Origin of the sequence: Shewanella vaxholmensis (assembly GCF_031932135.1) — a bacterium.
GTDB lineage: Bacteria > Pseudomonadota > Gammaproteobacteria > Enterobacterales > Shewanellaceae > Shewanella > Shewanella hafniensis.
Map to the genome: position 1 here is coordinate 57,026 of NZ_JAUOEV010000025.1, position 16,511 is coordinate 73,536.

The 16,511-nt window shown below is 45.9% G+C and carries 15 protein-coding genes; 12 read left to right on the forward strand and 3 right to left on the reverse strand.

The genetic code is table 11. The annotated features are described in order from the left end of the window. Window positions 1–13 precede the first annotated feature (13 nt). The 11 genes from atpE to glmS all read left to right on the forward strand — a co-directional run bounded on the left by atpE (window position 14) and on the right by glmS (window position 12,503). The gene (gene atpE, locus Q4Q46_RS18435; protein ID WP_006083840.1) at window positions 14–265 is read left to right on the forward strand and encodes a F0F1 ATP synthase subunit C; all 252 of its coding nucleotides are present in this window, start codon (window positions 14–16) and stop codon (window positions 263–265) included. A gap of 37 nt (window positions 266–302) precedes the next feature. Then, a complete protein-coding gene (atpF, locus tag Q4Q46_RS18440; RefSeq protein ID WP_259516210.1) occupies window positions 303–773 on the forward strand; it encodes a F0F1 ATP synthase subunit B in 471 nt (156 codons plus the stop codon). 15 nt (window positions 774–788) lie between these two features. Then, window positions 789–1,322, forward strand: a complete 534-nt coding sequence (gene atpH, locus Q4Q46_RS18445) for a F0F1 ATP synthase subunit delta (protein ID WP_006083842.1) — start codon at window positions 789–791, stop codon at window positions 1,320–1,322. Between the two features lie 14 nt (window positions 1,323–1,336). Beyond that, window positions 1,337–2,878 (forward strand): F0F1 ATP synthase subunit alpha, encoded by a 1,542-nt coding sequence (gene atpA / locus Q4Q46_RS18450; protein ID WP_006083843.1) that lies wholly within the window; start codon window positions 1,337–1,339, stop codon window positions 2,876–2,878. Between the two features lie 50 nt (window positions 2,879–2,928). After that, window positions 2,929–3,789, forward strand: coding sequence for a F0F1 ATP synthase subunit gamma (gene atpG, locus Q4Q46_RS18455; protein WP_006084762.1), 861 nt, complete (start codon window positions 2,929–2,931; stop codon window positions 3,787–3,789). A gap of 35 nt (window positions 3,790–3,824) precedes the next feature. Beyond that, entirely contained in the window at window positions 3,825–5,216 is a 1,392-nt protein-coding gene (gene atpD, locus Q4Q46_RS18460; RefSeq protein WP_063883852.1) for a F0F1 ATP synthase subunit beta, read from the forward strand. 36 nt (window positions 5,217–5,252) lie between these two features. Beyond that, window positions 5,253–5,681: a F0F1 ATP synthase subunit epsilon gene (locus Q4Q46_RS18465; RefSeq protein WP_107950083.1), complete on the forward strand. Its 429-nt coding sequence runs from the start codon at window positions 5,253–5,255 to the stop codon at window positions 5,679–5,681. 186 nt (window positions 5,682–5,867) lie between these two features. Next, complete coding sequence (gene glmU, locus Q4Q46_RS18470; protein ID WP_311906711.1) at window positions 5,868–7,250, forward strand: bifunctional UDP-N-acetylglucosamine diphosphorylase/glucosamine-1-phosphate N-acetyltransferase GlmU; 1,383 nt, start codon at window positions 5,868–5,870, stop codon at window positions 7,248–7,250. Between the two features lie 284 nt (window positions 7,251–7,534). Then, window positions 7,535–9,649 (forward strand): TonB-dependent siderophore receptor, encoded by a 2,115-nt coding sequence (locus Q4Q46_RS18475; protein WP_311906712.1) that lies wholly within the window; start codon window positions 7,535–7,537, stop codon window positions 9,647–9,649. Between the two features lie 203 nt (window positions 9,650–9,852). After that, window positions 9,853–10,623: a DeoR/GlpR family DNA-binding transcription regulator gene (locus tag Q4Q46_RS18480; protein ID WP_311906713.1), complete on the forward strand. Its 771-nt coding sequence runs from the start codon at window positions 9,853–9,855 to the stop codon at window positions 10,621–10,623. A 50-nt stretch (window positions 10,624–10,673) separates the two neighbouring features. Further along, complete coding sequence (gene glmS / locus Q4Q46_RS18485; RefSeq protein ID WP_006079348.1) at window positions 10,674–12,503, forward strand: glutamine--fructose-6-phosphate transaminase (isomerizing); 1,830 nt, start codon at window positions 10,674–10,676, stop codon at window positions 12,501–12,503. 108 nt (window positions 12,504–12,611) lie between these two features. Here glmS and Q4Q46_RS18490 read toward each other — a convergent pair whose 3' ends face one another. The 3 genes from Q4Q46_RS18490 to Q4Q46_RS18500 form a co-directional block, all read right to left on the reverse strand. Further along, the gene (locus Q4Q46_RS18490) at window positions 12,612–12,815 is read right to left on the reverse strand and encodes a DUF2061 domain-containing protein (RefSeq protein WP_105250772.1); all 204 of its coding nucleotides are present in this window, start codon (window positions 12,813–12,815) and stop codon (window positions 12,612–12,614) included. A gap of 185 nt (window positions 12,816–13,000) precedes the next feature. After that, the gene (locus Q4Q46_RS18495) at window positions 13,001–13,906 is read right to left on the reverse strand and encodes a 1,4-dihydroxy-2-naphthoyl-CoA synthase (protein ID WP_006084758.1); all 906 of its coding nucleotides are present in this window, start codon (window positions 13,904–13,906) and stop codon (window positions 13,001–13,003) included. A gap of 124 nt (window positions 13,907–14,030) precedes the next feature. Continuing rightward, window positions 14,031–14,381: a hypothetical protein gene (locus Q4Q46_RS18500; RefSeq protein WP_006079351.1), complete on the reverse strand. Its 351-nt coding sequence runs from the start codon at window positions 14,379–14,381 to the stop codon at window positions 14,031–14,033. Between the two features lie 91 nt (window positions 14,382–14,472). Here Q4Q46_RS18500 and ccoG point away from each other — a divergent pair, with 91 nt between their 5' ends. Then, window positions 14,473–15,900, forward strand: coding sequence for a cytochrome c oxidase accessory protein CcoG (gene ccoG, locus Q4Q46_RS18505; protein WP_311906714.1), 1,428 nt, complete (start codon window positions 14,473–14,475; stop codon window positions 15,898–15,900). The last annotated feature ends 611 nt before the right edge of the window (window positions 15,901–16,511 follow it).

Sequence of the window (16,511 nt, forward strand, 5' to 3'; positions counted from 1 at the left end):
ACTGGAGATACAGATGGAAACGATTTTAGGCATGACAGCTATCGCTGTTGCTCTGCTGATTGGTATGGGTGCTCTTGGTACTGCAATCGGTTTCGGCTTATTAGGCGGCAAGTTCTTGGAAGGCGCTGCGCGTCAACCAGAAATGGCTCCTATGCTACAAGTTAAAATGTTCATCGTAGCGGGTCTTCTTGACGCCGTAACTATGATCGGTGTTGGTATCGCATTATTCATGCTATTTACCAACCCACTGGGTGCAATGCTGTAAAAAACGCTTCTGTCTTAACTCTAAATAGGAGGCTGTTGTGAATTTCAACGCTACCCTAATCGGTCAGACGGTCGCCTTTATGATCTTCGTGTGGTTTTGCATGAAGTTTGTATGGCCCCCTTTGATGAATGCCATCGAAGAGCGCCAAAAAAGGATTGCTGACGGTCTAGCTGATGCTGATCGTGCGGTAAAAGACCTGGAGTTGGCACAAGCGAAAGCGACTGACCAACTAAAAGAAGCCAAGGTAACGGCTAATGAAATTATTGAGCAAGCTAACAAGCGTAAAGCTCAAATAGTTGAAGAAGCCAAAACCGAAGCAGACGCTGAGCGTGCTAAAATCATCGCTCAGGGTAAAGCAGAAATTGAAGCTGAACGTAATCGCGTCAAAGAGGATCTGCGCAAGCAGGTTGCTACTCTTGCCATCATGGGTGCTGAGAAGATCCTTGAGCGTTCTATTGATCCAGCCGCCCACAGTGACATAGTTAATAAACTAGTCGCTGAAATTTGATAAGGGAGTTGAGTTATGGCTGAATTAACCACCATCGCTCGCCCTTACGCAAAGGCAGCTTTTGACTTTGCTATTGAACAAGATGCAGTGGATTCATGGGCAGAAATGCTTACGTTTGCCGCATTGGTGAGTGAAAACGAAACCATGCAACCACTGTTAGCTGGCTCTTTAGCCAGCACTAAGCTCGCAGCACTCTTTATTAGTGTGTGTGGTGAGCAAGTCAATGTGCAAGGTCAGAACCTGATAAAGGTAATGGCTGAAAACGGTCGCTTAAAGGTACTACCTGCTGTATCTCAGTTATTTACTGAATACCGTAATGAGTGGGCAAAAGAAGTGGAAGCCGATGTGGTTTCTGCAACTGAGCTGAGCTCTGAACAACAACAGCAGATTAGTATTTCTTTAGAGAAACGTCTCGCACGCAAAGTTAAGCTGAATTGCAGCACTGACGCCGCGCTCATCGCCGGTGTAATCATTAAGACAGGAGACCTAGTCATCGATGGCTCGGTCCGCGGTAAGTTATCGCGTCTGTCTGATAAGCTGCAGTCGTAATTGGGAGTTTGAGCATGCAACTGAATTCCACTGAAATCAGCGATCTGATTAAGCAGCGGATCGAGCAGTTCGAAGTCGTTAGCGAATCTCGTAACGAAGGTACTATCGTTGCGGTAAGTGACGGCATCATCCGCATCCACGGCCTAGCCGACGTGATGCAAGGTGAGATGATCGAACTGCCTGGTAACCGTTTTGCAATCGCGTTGAACCTTGAACGTGATTCTGTCGGTGCCGTAGTAATGGGTCCTTATGCTGATTTAGCAGAAGGCGTAAAAGTGAAAACGACTGGCCGTATTCTGGAAGTTCCAGTTGGCCGCGGTCTTCTTGGCCGCGTTGTTAACACTCTAGGTGAGCCAATTGACGGAAAAGGACCTATCGATAACGATGGTTACTCGCCAATTGAAGTTATCGCACCAGGTGTTATTGAACGTCAGTCTGTTGATCAACCAGTTCAAACTGGTTATAAAGCCGTTGATGCCATGATCCCTATCGGTCGTGGTCAACGTGAATTGATCATTGGCGACCGTCAAACTGGTAAAACAGCTATGGCGATCGACGCAATTATCAACCAGAAAAATTCTGGCATTAAATGTGTTTACGTTGCGATTGGCCAAAAGGCTTCTACTATCGCAAACGTAGTACGCAAGCTAGAAGAACACGGTGCGTTAGCTAACACTATCGTTGTTGTTGCAACGGCTTCTGAAGCTGCTGCTCTGCAATACTTAGCGCCATATTCTGGTTGTTCTATGGGTGAATACTTCCGTGACCGCGGTGAAGATTCTTTGATCGTATACGATGATTTGTCTAAGCAAGCAGTTGCTTATCGTCAAATTTCGTTACTGCTCAAGCGTCCACCAGGCCGTGAAGCTTACCCAGGTGACGTATTCTATCTACACTCACGTTTACTAGAGCGTGCATCACGCGTTAACGCGATTTATGTAGAGAAGTTCACTAAAGGTGCAGTAACTGGCAAAACCGGTTCTTTAACCGCGCTGCCGATTATTGAAACGCAAGCGGGTGACGTTTCTGCATTCGTACCGACCAACGTAATTTCTATTACCGATGGTCAGATCTTCCTTGAGACCGATCTGTTTAACTCTGGCCTACGTCCAGCGGTTAACCCAGGTATTTCTGTTTCTCGTGTTGGTGGTGCGGCTCAGACTAAGATCATCAAGAAACTGTCTGGTGGTATTCGTACCGCACTAGCACAGTATCGTGAGCTTGCTGCGTTCTCGCAATTTGCATCTGATCTTGACGATGCAACACGTGCTCAACTTGAGCATGGTGTGCGTGTTACCGAACTGATGAAGCAAAAGCAATATGCTCCAATGAGCGTAGCCGCTCAAGCTGTGTCTATTTTCTCAGCTGAAAAAGGTTACCTGAAGAGTGTTGAGCTGAATAAGGTCGGTAATTTCGAAGCCGCTCTGCTCTCGTTCATGAACAGCGAGCATGCTCCTTTAATGAAGCTTATCAATGATACTGGCGATTATAGCGCTGATATCGAAGCTGAATTAAAAGCTGGCCTCGACAAGTTCGTAGCAACCCAAACCTGGTAACAATGATAGAGGTGTCTTAAGACACCTCAGGTCCAGATTGGAGAGTAGAGATGGCCGGCGCTAAAGAGATTAAAACCAAGATCGCGAGTGTGAAAAACACTCAGAAGATCACGTCCGCCATGGAAATGGTGGCAGCCAGCAAAATGCGCAGAGCGCAGGAACGCATGGCTGCGAGCCGTCCATATGCGGAAAGCATGCGTAAGGTGATCGGTCACGTAGCGCAAGGTTCTCTCGAGTATAAACACCCCTATTTGGAGGTGAGAGAGGCTAAGCGGGTTGGTTACATTGTTGTGGCAACCGACCGTGGCCTTTGTGGTGGTCTGAACGTTAACCTTTTCAAAAAGGTTATTGCAGACGTGAAAAGCTGGAAAGCCCAAGGTGCAGAATTTGAATTTTGCCCAATCGGCGCACGTAGTGTGCAGTTTTTCAAAAACTTCGGTGGACAAGTGTCTGCTCACGCTTCAGGTTTAGGCGATGCTCCAAAGCTCGCTGACTTGATCGGGACAGTCGGTGTCATGCTAGAAGCTTACAACGAAGGCAAGCTGGATCGTCTGTACGTGGTATTTAACAAATTTGTGAATACTATGACGCAGACTCCTGTGATCGAGCAGCTGCTACCTTTGCCTAAATCAGAAGATGATGAAACTGCTCATCGTTGGGATTATATCTACGAGCCAGATCCAAAAGCACTTTTGGATACTTTATTGGTCCGTTATGTAGAATCTCAGGTTTACCAAGGTGTTGTTGAAAACATTGCCTCTGAACAAGCTGCCCGTATGGTGGCGATGAAGTCGGCAACAGACAACGCTGGTGAGCTTATCAACGACTTGCAACTGGTCTATAACAAGGCCCGTCAGGCTGCGATTACGCAAGAACTGTCGGAAATTGTTTCTGGTGCCTCTGCGGTTTAGGTTAGGTAACGAATACAAGTTTTAGAGGATTAATCATGAGCACAGGTACTGTTGTCCAAGTGATTGGCGCGGTTGTGGACGTAGAGTTTCCACAAGATGCCGTACCTCAAGTATATGACGCTCTGAAGATCGTAGGTGAAGGCCCGTGTAATGGTTTGGTGCTGGAAGTTCAGCAACAACTAGGTGGTGGTGTAGTTCGTACCATCGCTATGGGTTCTTCTGACGGTCTGCGTCGTGGTCTTGAAGTAGTAAACTCAGGTTCACCTATTACTGTTCCTGTTGGTACCGCCACTCTTGGCCGTATCATGAACGTATTAGGCGAGCCTATTGATGAAGCGGGTCCAATCGGTGAAGAAGAGCGTTATGTTATTCACCGTACAGCTCCTTCATACGAAGATCAATCAAGCTCTACTGAACTGTTAGAGACTGGCATCAAGGTTATTGACCTTGTTTGTCCATTCGCTAAGGGCGGTAAAGTTGGTTTGTTCGGTGGTGCGGGTGTTGGTAAAACAGTTAACATGATGGAACTGATTAACAACATCGCTAAAGCCCACTCGGGTCTTTCTGTATTCGCCGGTGTAGGTGAACGTACTCGTGAAGGTAACGACTTCTACTACGAGATGAAAGATTCTGGCGTTCTCGACAAAGTGGCCATGGTTTATGGTCAGATGAACGAGCCTCCAGGTAACCGTTTGCGCGTTGCACTGTCTGGTCTGACTATGGCAGAGAAGTTCCGTGACGAAGGTCGTGACGTACTGTTGTTCGTTGACAACATCTACCGTTATACCTTAGCCGGTACTGAAGTATCTGCACTGTTAGGTCGTATGCCTTCTGCGGTAGGTTATCAACCAACATTGGCTGAAGAGATGGGCGTTCTGCAAGAGCGTATCACTTCAACTAAGACGGGTTCTATTACCTCTGTACAAGCGGTATACGTACCTGCGGATGACTTGACCGATCCGTCACCAGCAACAACCTTCGCTCACTTAGATGCGACTGTTGTACTGTCACGTCAAATTGCTTCTCTGGGTATTTATCCAGCAGTTGACCCATTGGATTCGACTTCACGTCAATTAGATCCTTTGGTTGTTGGCCAAGAGCATTATGACGTTGCTAACGGCGTGCAAACTGTACTGCAACGTTACAAAGAGCTGAAAGACATTATTGCGATTCTGGGTATGGACGAATTGTCTGATGAAGACAAAACAACTGTATTCCGTGCTCGTAAGATTGAGCGTTTCTTGTCTCAGCCTTTCTTCGTAGCAGAAGTCTTTACTGGATCTCCTGGTAAGTACGTTTCTCTGAAAGACACTATCCGTGGCTTTAAGGGTATTTTGAGCGGTGAGTTTGATCACCTGCCAGAACAAGCGTTCTACATGGTTGGCTCAATCGATGAAGTCATCGAGAAAGCGAACAAAAAGAAATAACTAAGTAGTCATACTTAGTTTTTTAAGGAGAACGGGATGGCAGCCATGACAGTACATCTTGATATAGTAAGTGCAGAGAGCAACATCTTCTCTGGTCGTGTAGCGAGTCTACAAGTGACTGGTTCTGAAGGTGAGTTAGGCATAATGCATGGCCATGCTCCTTTGCTGAGTTATATCAAACCTGGCATGGCGCGCATCGTCAAGCAAGACGGCAGTGAAGAAGTGTTTTACCTTTCAGGTGGTATTCTGGAAGTGCAACCTTCTTCTGTCTCCGTATTGGCTGATGTGGTTATGCGTGCCAAAGATATTGATGAGCAAGCGGCATTAGAAGCTAAGCGTCGTGCAGAAGCCCATATGGCTAATGCAGGTGCTGACTTCAATTATGACGCGGCTATGGTTGAGTTAGCTAAGGCTATGGCTCAATTACGTGTTGTTGAAACCATCAAGAAAAACATTGCCAGATAAGGTTATTGTTTGTGAAAAAAGGCGACCATAAGGTCGCCTTTTTTGTGGCTGAAATTTGGGTAAGCGTGTTTTTGAGCTATTCCTATCGCTATCCGCTTCGCTTTTCGATGTGCTTTCCGTTAAAATTGCGCCACTAATACGACCTCAGTTTTTCACCCTCTTGGGTATTTGTTCAAGGATATGGCAATGGCATTAAATGTAGTGATCTTAGCGGCTGGCAAGGGAACACGGATGCGTTCTGATCTTCCTAAGGTATTACATCCCATCGCCCACAAGAGCATGGTGCAACATGTCATCGATACCGCCCATAAAGTGGGTAGTGACGCGATTCAGTTAGTCTACGGTTATGGTGCTGACAAGCTACAAGCCAGCTTAGGTGAGCAACAACTCAACTGGGTATTGCAAGCTGAGCAATTAGGTACGGGTCATGCGGTTGCGCAAGCGAGCCCGCATATTGCTGACAATGATACTGTGCTCATTCTTTATGGCGATGTGCCGCTTATACAACAATCAACTCTTGAAGCCTTACTCGCTGCTCGCCCTGAAAATGGTGTGGCTATCTTAACGGTGAATTTAGCCAATCCTATGGGTTATGGCCGTATCGTCCGTACTCCCTGTGAAGGTCAAGAACAAGGAAAAGTCATCGGTATTATTGAGCAGAAAGATGCTACAGCAGAGCAGCTACTGATCAACGAAATCAATACCGGCATCATGGCCGTTCCAGGTAAACAACTTAAAGCTTGGTTGAGCCGTTTATCGAATAACAATGCCCAAGGCGAATATTATCTAACGGATATTATTGCGATGGCGCACGCTGATGGTGTTGCTATTGATACTGCCCAACCACAATCTGCGATTGAAGTGGAAGGCGCCAATAACCGCGTGCAACTGGCGCAACTTGAACGCGCTTACCAAGCCCGTGAAGCCGAAAAACTGATGTTGGCGGGGGCGAACCTACGCGACCCAAGCCGTATCGATATCCGTGGTGAAGTCACTGTTGGTATGGATGTGATGATTGATATCAACGTGATATTCGAAGGCAAAGTGACCTTAGGTAATAATGTCACTATTGGCGCAGGTGCTATTCTTATCGATTGTGAGATTGCCGATAACGCTGAGATCAAACCTTACTCTATTATCGAAGGCGCTAAACTGGGCATTGCTGCCAGTGCTGGCCCATTTGCCCGTTTACGTCCCGGCGCAGAGCTTAAGCAAGATGCGCACATAGGCAATTTTGTTGAAGTGAAAAAAGCGGTGATTGGCGTGGGATCAAAAGCTGGACACTTAGCCTATTTAGGCGATGCCGTTATAGGTGATGGCGTTAACATCGGTGCTGGCACTATTACTTGTAATTATGATGGTGCGAATAAGCATCTTACCGTTATCGAAGATAATGTCTTTGTTGGCTCAGACACTCAGCTAGTGGCACCTGTCACTATCGGTAAAGGCGCAACCTTAGGCGCTGGCTCAACCATTACCCGCGATGTGGGTGAAAATGAGTTAGTCATTACCCGTGTTAAACAAAAGCACCTGACGGGTTGGCAACGTCCAGTCAAAATTAAAAAGTAAGTTTATTTAACTCAACTGAGTATCTATAAAGCGGCCATGTGCCGCTTTTATATTTAGTCAGATTGTTGGAAATTAGATTCGTTTAATTCAGATGGAAAACAATAAAAGTCACGTAATTAAGGTTGAGTTAATCCTATTGTGGTATTTGCAATCTATTGGTTTTAAACAGATTTAGATCTATATCACAGCTAATTGTAAATTCGTGTAAAGAAGATTAAATAAAAACACTTCTCATTTATATTGCCTGCAATTCTAAGACGAAAGGTCTAATTGAGGTGTTGGCAATGGTATTTAAATATTCAGTTGTAGGTTTGGCCGTAGGTTCGGCGTTAATGGCTATGCCCGTATTGGCAGAGGTGCCAAACGATGCCAATATTGAGCGCATTAATGTCACAGGCCGTACTTTTAACAACTATAAAGTTGGTAGTGCATCGGGTGCTATGCGCGGTGATATCGACTTAATGGATACCCCACAGTCTGTTAATGTAATCCCAGATTTTGTGACTGACGAACAGTTGGCTACCAATCTAGCCGAAGTATTAGTTAATGATTCCTCTATCACTGCAGGAACCCAGCGTTGGAACCGCCAAGTTTTCTCTCTACGTGGTTTTGAACTTGATTCAGGCTCAGGCTACCTGGCTAACGGCCACCAGCTTTTTGCTCACTACGTATTGCCGATTGAAATCTTAAGCCAGGTCGAAGTACTTAAAGGGCCTTCTTCCATGCTTTATGGTCAATCTGGGCCTGGTGGTTTGGTAAATATGGTTACCAAAAAGCCGACCTATGAGCGTTTGTTTGAACTAGGTTTTGATACAGATGAACAGGGTTCAACTCGCTTTCAACTTGATGCTGGTGGTGCTATCAACGAGGCTGAAACCTTAAGATATCGTGCCGTTGGCGTAAAACAAGATACAGAATACTGGCGCAGCTATTCGCCACTGCCGGGCGAACAGGCCGAGCAGCAAGAGCGTGACCGTTGGCTGGGCTCTGTGGCTCTAGATTATGATGTAACCGATAATTTGCTGTTGTCGGTGCGTTATGACCGTACTGAAGATAAAACCGGCATCGATGTGGGAGGTTGGCTTGATAAAAATGGCAACCTGATTGGTGGACGTAAGCAAATTTGGGACATGCCATGGGCCTTTACCGATAACAGTATTACTAACCTCGGTGCTGATATTGCTTGGCAAATCAGTGATAACTGGAATTTGAAATTTGGTTACAATGACCAGCAGTTCAATCGTCAGCGTTTTGATTCTGCGCCGAGATACAATGCCGAAGCCATGACTAATGGCTATCAGATAAGTCCCTTCGACCGTTTTGATGATTGGAGTCACAAAAGCGCTTACGTGGATTTAACTGGGGAGTTTGAACTTGCGGGAATGGAACACCAACTGCTGCTAGGCGCCAATAAGCTGGATTATGGTTATGCCCAGCTGCGCACCTCCGGTAGTAGTCAAACCGTGATGCCGGGCGTGGCTGCGCCCCGCCCTGATATTTCTTACACCACAGATACCAGCTGGAGTAACAGCGAGTATGAATTCTACGGTGTGTACCTGCAGGACCTTATCAGCCTGAACGATCAGTGGAAGCTGCTCGCTGGGGTGCGTTTCGATGAGCAAAAAGAGGAATCTGGTAATGACAATGCTATATCACCCAAGTTTGGGGTGATCTGGCAGCCACAGCAGGATCTCAGTCTTTATGCCAATTACTCCAAGAGTTTTGTGCCCCAGGGCAAGGTAAACGACGAAGCCGACCTGAATAACAACCAAGAGCTTGATCCCGAGTACGGTACTCAATATGAACTCGGTGCTAAATGGGAGCTGATGGATGGCGGCTTACTCCTGACCGGCGCTGTGTTTGATATCGAAATCGATAACCGCATCGTGAGGCATCAATTGGATACGCCAATCGACGTACCGGGTAAAAAGAGCATTACCCAGGTTACTCGCCAGGATGGCAAACAGCACCACAAAGGATTTGAACTAGGTGCTCAAGGACAGATAAGTGACAGTTGGTTTGTGACGTCTTCTATGATGTATCTGGATGCTGGCTACAAGACTGCTGATGTCCTCAATGGCAAAACACCTATTGATGCGCCAGAATGGGCTGCTAACATTTGGAGCCGTTATCAGGTGACAGATGAATTGGCGCTTAATTTTGGTGCGGTATATGTAGGTGAGCGTTTTGCCAATACTCAAAATACCATCACTAAAGATGGTTATGTCCGCTTTGATATGGGGGCGGCTTACACCTTCAATATCAGTGGTAATGAGTTCGGTATTCGTGCAAACGTTAGAAACTTATTTGATACTGAATACTTAGATGGTGGTGACAATCAGAAGGTTACTATCGGCCAAGATCGTAACTTTAGTGTGGCGCTTGAAGCTAAGTTCTAATTTCACTTTCTACGCTTAAGTTTTAGCTCGCTTAAAGCAGTTCATCGATAGGTGAACTGCTTTTTTATTGCTTTTCATTAGGTTAATTTTAAAAGCTCAGCTATTACATCATTCTCACGCTAAAAACACCTTTCGAATACTAGCAAAAAAGTTTCGTTTCACTATAATGCACCTTTCGAATCGAAACTTAACTGAAAGGTTTTATGAATAAACGAAACACACAGCAGCGTCGCCACAGCATAATCACCATATTGAACGAACAGGGTGAAGTGAGCGTTGATGAACTGTCGTTACGTTTTGAAACCTCAGAAGTGACGATTCGTAAGGATCTCGCCGCGCTTGAGAAAACGGGTTTATTATTGCGCCGTTACGGTGGCGCCGTGGCGATTCCTGACGAAGTGACCCAACAGTTTTCTGCCAAAATCGCGCCTAATAAGCTGTCTATTGCGAAAACTGCCGCGCAGCTGATTAAAGATCACAATCGCATCATTATTGATAGCGGCACTACGACGTCAGGCTTGATTGAACAGCTGAACGATAAGCGCGGGCTGGTGGTCATGACGAATGCATTGCACCTTGCCAATGCTATCCATGAGCTTGAAAACGAGCCAACCCTATTGATGACCGGTGGCACTTGGGATCCGCATTCTGAATCCTTTCAAGGTCAAGTCGCCGAGCAAGTGTTGCGCTCATATAATTTCGACCAACTGTTTATCGGTGCCGATGGTATCGATCTTGAACGCGGCACTACCACCTTTAATGAGTTAACTGGCCTAAGCAAAGTGATGGCCGAAGTGTCCCGCGAAGTGATCGTTATGGTGGATTCAGACAAAATCGGTAAGCGGATCCCTAACTTAGAGTTGCCGTGGGCCAAAATCAGTGTGTTGGTCACCGACGACCGTATCGATGAGAGTGCGCTAAAACAAATTTCAGATCAGGGCGTGCGAGTCATGCTAGCGCCCTACGCTCAATAGTGAGTGCAAAATAGCTTAACAACTTCATTTTTAATTTATAGGTAAAGACTATGTGTGGAATCGTAGGCGCCGTGGCGCAAAGGGATGTGGCTGAAATTCTGGTAGAAGGCTTACGCCGCTTAGAATATCGCGGATATGACTCCGCAGGCGTTGCCGTTATTCACAATGGTGAACTCAATCGTACGCGCCGCGTTGGCAAAGTACAAGAGCTTTCAGCAGCGCTTGAAACCGATCCATTAGCGGGCGGAACCGGTATCGCGCACACTCGCTGGGCGACCCACGGTGAACCAAGTGAGCGTAATGCTCACCCGCATTTATCGGAAGGTGATATCGCGGTGGTGCATAATGGCATTATTGAAAACCACAATAAACTGCGCGAGATGCTTAAAGGTTTAGGCTATAAATTTAGCTCTGATACCGATACCGAAGTGATTTGTCACTTAGTACACCATGAGCTGAAAACTAACAGCACTTTACTTTCTGCCGTGCAAGCGACAGTTAAACAACTCGAAGGCGCCTATGGCACTGTGGTAATCGACCGCCGCGACAGCGAGCGCTTGGTTGTGGCTCGCTCTGGTAGTCCTTTAGTGATTGGTTTTGGTCTAGGTGAAAACTTTGTCGCCTCGGATCAACTGGCACTCTTACCTGTGACTCGTTCATTCGCCTTCTTAGAAGAAGGTGATGTGGCCGAAGTGACCCGTCGTAGCGTGAGTATTTTCGACTTAAACGGTAATGCCGTTGAGCGTGAAGTCAAAGAATCTGAAATTACCCACGATGCTGGTGACAAAGGCGAATATCGCCACTATATGCTTAAAGAAATTTACGAGCAGCCATTGGCACTGACGCGCACAATTGAAGGTCGTATTGCTAATAAGCAAGTGCTAGACACGGCTTTTGGTGACAACGCTGCTGAGTTTTTAAAAGATATCAAACATGTGCAAATCATCGCCTGTGGTACTAGTTACCATGCGGGCATGGCGGCACGTTACTGGTTAGAAGATTGGGCTGGCGTGTCTTGTAACGTCGAAATTGCCTCTGAATTCCGTTATCGCAAGTCGCACTTATTCCCAAATAGCCTGTTGGTGACGATTTCACAATCGGGTGAAACTGCCGATACCTTAGCGGCCATGCGCTTAGCGAAAGAAATGGGTTATAAAGCCACATTGACGATTTGTAATGCGCCAGGTTCATCACTGGTTCGCGAATCTGACATGGCTTACATGATGAAAGCGGGCGCTGAGATTGGCGTGGCATCCACTAAAGCTTTCACAGTACAGCTTGCTGGCTTGTTAATGTTGACTGCGGTGATCGGTCGCCACAATGGTATGTCTGAGCAAATGCAGGCCGACATCACTCAAAGCTTACAATCTATGCCAGCTAAAGTAGAACAAGCTTTAGGGCTAGATGCTGCGATTGCTGAATTGGCTGAAGATTTTGCCGATAAACACCATGCGTTATTCCTTGGCCGTGGCGATCAATACCCGATTGCGATGGAAGGCGCGTTAAAGCTGAAAGAGATTTCTTACATTCATGCTGAAGCGTATGCCTCTGGCGAATTAAAACACGGCCCATTAGCGCTTATCGATGCCGATATGCCTGTGATTGTCGTTGCGCCAAACAATGAATTGCTCGAAAAACTCAAATCTAACGTCGAAGAAGTGCGTGCCCGTGGTGGACTAATGTATGTGTTTGCCGACGTGGATGCCGAGTTCGAGTCGGATGACACGATGAAAGTGATCCCTGTGCCACACTGCGATATCTTTATGGCGCCGCTGATTTACACTATTCCGCTACAGCTATTGTCGTACCATGTTGCGTTGATCAAAGGTACCGACGTGGATCAACCACGCAACCTAGCAAAATCTGTAACAGTAGAATAAATATAAGCATTTAAATAAAAACCGCCTTTATTGGCGGTTTTTTCATTTAGATTCACAACAAAACGACGCTTAACTTACAGCAATAGCAAATGCTGGTGGCTTAGCTTTCTATGCTGGAATGGCATCTAGTTCGTGCTGCTTTTTTGCCTCAATGCGTTTCCACACTTTGTCATGGAAGTAAAACACTACAGTGTTAATCGCGGGTTCTACTAAGGCTACTGCGCCACCGACGACCACACTGCCAGTTAATAAATAGGTTACGGTAAAAGCGACGCTAAAATGCAGTACGGCAAAAGTAAGTGTCTTAGTCATGATCTTGTCCTCTAAATAGGCTCCCAGCTGGAATACTTAGATGATAACAATTCTCATTAAAATTAAAAGCCGTGTTTTCAGATTAGTTTAAACGGTTTAATCTATTTATCCGTTGTAAAAAACATAAAGCCCTCACTCTGGAGGGCTTTGGGTTGCTAGCAGTAAATTAAAGCGCTGCTAATAAACTAGTAATGCCAAGGGAAGGCGGAGAAATCTTGATCGCGTTTCTCTAGGAAGGCATCGCGCCCTTCCTGCGCTTCGGCACTCGCATAGGCTAAACGCGTCGCTTCACCGGCGAATAATTGCTGACCGACCATACCATCGTCTGTCATGTTAAAACCGTATTTCAGCATACGCATCGCTGTAGGCGACTTAGAGTTAATCTCTTTGGCCCACATTAATGCCTCGGTTTCTAGCTCTGCATGGGGAACGGATTTATTGACCATACCCATGTCGAAGGCTTCATCGGCGCTGTAGTTAAAACCACAGAAGAAGATTTCACGGGCACGTTTTTGACCTATCATCTTGGCAAGATACGCACTGCCATAACCTGAGTCGAAGCTCGCTACGTCGGGATCAGTCTGCTTAAATATCGCGTGTTCTTTCGAGGCTAAGGTTAAGTCGCATACTACGTGTAAGCTATGGCCGCCACCTACCGCCCAACCCGGCACAACGGCGATGACCACTTTAGGCATAAAGCGGATCAAGCGTTGCACTTCTAATATATGTAAGCGGCCCATTCTGGCTTGATCGGCTTTGCCTTCTTCGGCGCCTTCATATTTATAGCCATCTTTGCCGCGAATACGCTGATCGCCACCCGAACAGAACGCCCAGCCACCATCTTTTGCCGAAGGACCGTTACCCGTAAGCAGTACACAACCTACATCAGACCATTGGCGCGCATGATCGAGTGCGATAAATAACTCATCAACGGTTTTAGGTCGGAAGGCGTTGCGGCACTCAGGGCGGTTAATAGCAATGCGAACTGTGCCGTGGGCTTTGGCTCTGTGGTAGGTGATGTCGTCAAATTGAAATCCACTGACTTCATCCCATAAGGTGGGATCAAAAATGTCTGATACTTGTTGGGTCATGATTTATAGGCCTTTGTGCTGTAATGCCTCAAAGGCTAGGCGGAATCATATATAAGGTCAATCACCAAAGCCTAAAGCTTAGCGCTATATAGCAAAATCCCGTTTGCCTATGAGTCCGCGATGGTTAGAGGTGATCACAGAGATAAAGCTGATTATCTTTGCTGAACACTGGATGTTCTGGCGCCATAGTGCCGCAATAGTTAGCTTTAAAGTCGGCAATAGACTCGGGTGTCATTGGAATCTGATTAAAGGCTTCGAGTTCTAATGTCGACAAGCGCTCGACGATGTCGGTTCTTACCTTAGCCAATTTATGGTCGATTTTTATGATTTTTGTTCCCGTCATAGAGTCAACTTTATTCTCTATTTTTTTGACCATAGCCTCAGTCTTTGCAATAGGAGCATCTAATTTATCTGTTTCTGTGTATAAGTAATACAAAGCACCCGCGAGTAGCGCCAATATGAGCCAACCTTTCATCTTTTAGTCCAACATAAGTGAATAACCATTAAGAATATGGGTATAATAAGCTAGTTTTCGTCCAATATTAAAGCAGTAAAAGGCTGTAACGATGAACTCAGAATCTAACAACAAGGACTATTCGAAAACCAATCGAATTAAGATTCACCAGCCAGATGCGAGTAAAGCGGATCGCTTTAACCCTCGTAATCGGATTTATGTCCGAGCCATAGACGGTTTGTGGAGTAGCTTACGTCGCCGCATGGGCTGGATTGCCATGTTATTTTTCCTGCTTTTACCTTGGATCCCTTGGGGCGACCGTCAAGCTGTATGGTTTAACTTAGGCGAACAAAAGTTTCACGTCTTCGGTTTAACGATTTGGCCGCAGGATCTCACCTTGCTCGCAGCGTTGTTTATGATCGCTGCCTTTGCGCTGTTTTTTGTGACTACCTATCTTGGCCGCGTTTGGTGTGGATACACTTGCCCCCAAACAGTATGGACCTTTATGTTCATCTGGTTCGAGGAAAAACTTGAAGGTGCGCGCAATAAACGCATTAAGTTAGATCAAATGCCATGGAGCTTTGACAAACTCTGGCGTAAAACGGCAAAACATACGGCTTGGCTATTGCTCTCACTGATGACGGCGATGACCTTTGTGTCCTATTTCGTGCCGAGCCGTGAAGTCTATGTCGACGTCTTTACGCTTAGTGCTTCTGGCGGTATCTACTTCTGGGTCGTGTTCTTTACACTTGCCACATACGGCAATGCGGGTTGGATGCGTGAAATCATGTGTATCCACATGTGCCCTTATGCTCGTTTCCAAGCGGCCATGTTCGATAAGAATACCTTTATCGTAGGTTACGATACTAAACGTGGTGAGACTCGTGGTCCGCGTTCGCGTAAAGATGACCCAAAAGAGCTAGGCCTTGGCGACTGTATCGACTGTGATTTATGTGTGCAGGTATGTCCTACCGGTATCGATATTCGTAACGGTCTGCAATATGAGTGCATTAACTGCGGTGCTTGTATCGATGCCTGTGACCAAACTATGGATCGTATGGGTTACGAGAAAGGGCTTATCAGCTATACCACTGAGAACAAGTTAGAAGGTATAAAGCAAAAAGTACTGCGACCTAAGCTTGTCGGTTATGGCGTGGTATTGATGGCGATGATATTAGTCTTTATATACTCCAGTGCGACCATAGCACCTGTGCGTATGGACATCATTCGTGATCGTAACCAGCTCTATAGAGAGAACAACCAAGGTTTGATTGAAAACACCTTCACCTTGAAGATTCTTAATAAGACTGAGCAATCCCACGAATACACTATGAGTGTCGAAGGATTGGAGCACTATAAATGGTACGGTCCAATTTCGGTCACTATTGCGGGTGGTGAAGTCTTAACGTTACCTATAAGTGTCGGCATCGATCCGGTTGAGCTTTCTCGTTCAGTTACTAACATCGAGATAAAAGTGAAAACTCATATCGACGGTGAAGAAGTCGAAGTTGAGCAAGAATCTCGCTTCTTTAGTCCATAGATAACAGTATTTATGATGATCTAATTGAGTGAGACTCATAAAGATTGCCAGACTTAATCGAGATAAAGGGGCTTTTTAGCCCCTTTTTTATACGTATCGCTTGATAAGTAAACGTCTAAACCTTTAATCGTTATTTTCCTACAAAAAGCCCTTGCGGACTTTCTCAATCTCCCTATAATGCGCATCCACTGACACGGCAGACAGCGAAAGCCAGCTGACGAGTTAGGTTGAATTAAATGGCTTACTCTCTGTTGAGAATGGCACTTAATTCAATCGCAGCAAGAAGTTGAAAAATACTCCTTGACGCGAAACGGGAAATGCGTAGAATACGCAGCCCTAGCCAACTGGAAGCGTTCGGCGCTCAGTGTGGTACTCATCTTCTCTTACGAGGTTGAGTTGCTCTTTAACAAGATAAAACAAGAAATCTGTGTGGACACTCACAGGTGTTGAGTTAATCGAAATTACTTTACTTTCGAGTGAGTAATCAAAGAATTAAATCAATGAATGAGTGTTCATAGCAATATGTACAGTTTGTTTCAGCCCTTCTTTTATAAGGAGTGCGAGAAACGAAAAATCAGAATTCATTGAGCCGCTGAAGTCGTAAGACGGAA

What these genes read in the sequence shown, in the direction of transcription:
- Q4Q46_RS18465 (WP_107950083.1), top strand. Translation starts at nt 5,253, where the DNA reads ATGGCAGCCATGACAGTACATCTTGATATAGTAAGTGCAGAGAGCAAC.
- Q4Q46_RS18480 (WP_311906713.1), top strand. Translation starts at nt 9,853, where the DNA reads ATGAATAAACGAAACACACAGCAGCGTCGCCACAGCATAATCACCATA.
- glmS (WP_006079348.1), top strand. Translation starts at nt 10,674, where the DNA reads ATGTGTGGAATCGTAGGCGCCGTGGCGCAAAGGGATGTGGCTGAAATT.
- atpE (WP_006083840.1), top strand. Translation starts at nt 14, where the DNA reads ATGGAAACGATTTTAGGCATGACAGCTATCGCTGTTGCTCTGCTGATT.
- Q4Q46_RS18495 (WP_006084758.1), bottom strand. Translation starts at nt 13,906, where the DNA reads ATGACCCAACAAGTATCAGACATTTTTGATCCCACCTTATGGGATGAA.
- ccoG (WP_311906714.1), top strand. Translation starts at nt 14,473, where the DNA reads ATGAACTCAGAATCTAACAACAAGGACTATTCGAAAACCAATCGAATT.
- atpA (WP_006083843.1), top strand. Translation starts at nt 1,337, where the DNA reads ATGCAACTGAATTCCACTGAAATCAGCGATCTGATTAAGCAGCGGATC.
- Q4Q46_RS18490 (WP_105250772.1), bottom strand. Translation starts at nt 12,815, where the DNA reads ATGACTAAGACACTTACTTTTGCCGTACTGCATTTTAGCGTCGCTTTT.
- Q4Q46_RS18475 (WP_311906712.1), top strand. Translation starts at nt 7,535, where the DNA reads ATGGTATTTAAATATTCAGTTGTAGGTTTGGCCGTAGGTTCGGCGTTA.
- atpG (WP_006084762.1), top strand. Translation starts at nt 2,929, where the DNA reads ATGGCCGGCGCTAAAGAGATTAAAACCAAGATCGCGAGTGTGAAAAAC.
- atpH (WP_006083842.1), top strand. Translation starts at nt 789, where the DNA reads ATGGCTGAATTAACCACCATCGCTCGCCCTTACGCAAAGGCAGCTTTT.
- glmU (WP_311906711.1), top strand. Translation starts at nt 5,868, where the DNA reads ATGGCATTAAATGTAGTGATCTTAGCGGCTGGCAAGGGAACACGGATG.
- atpD (WP_063883852.1), top strand. Translation starts at nt 3,825, where the DNA reads ATGAGCACAGGTACTGTTGTCCAAGTGATTGGCGCGGTTGTGGACGTA.
- Q4Q46_RS18500 (WP_006079351.1), bottom strand. Translation starts at nt 14,381, where the DNA reads ATGAAAGGTTGGCTCATATTGGCGCTACTCGCGGGTGCTTTGTATTAC.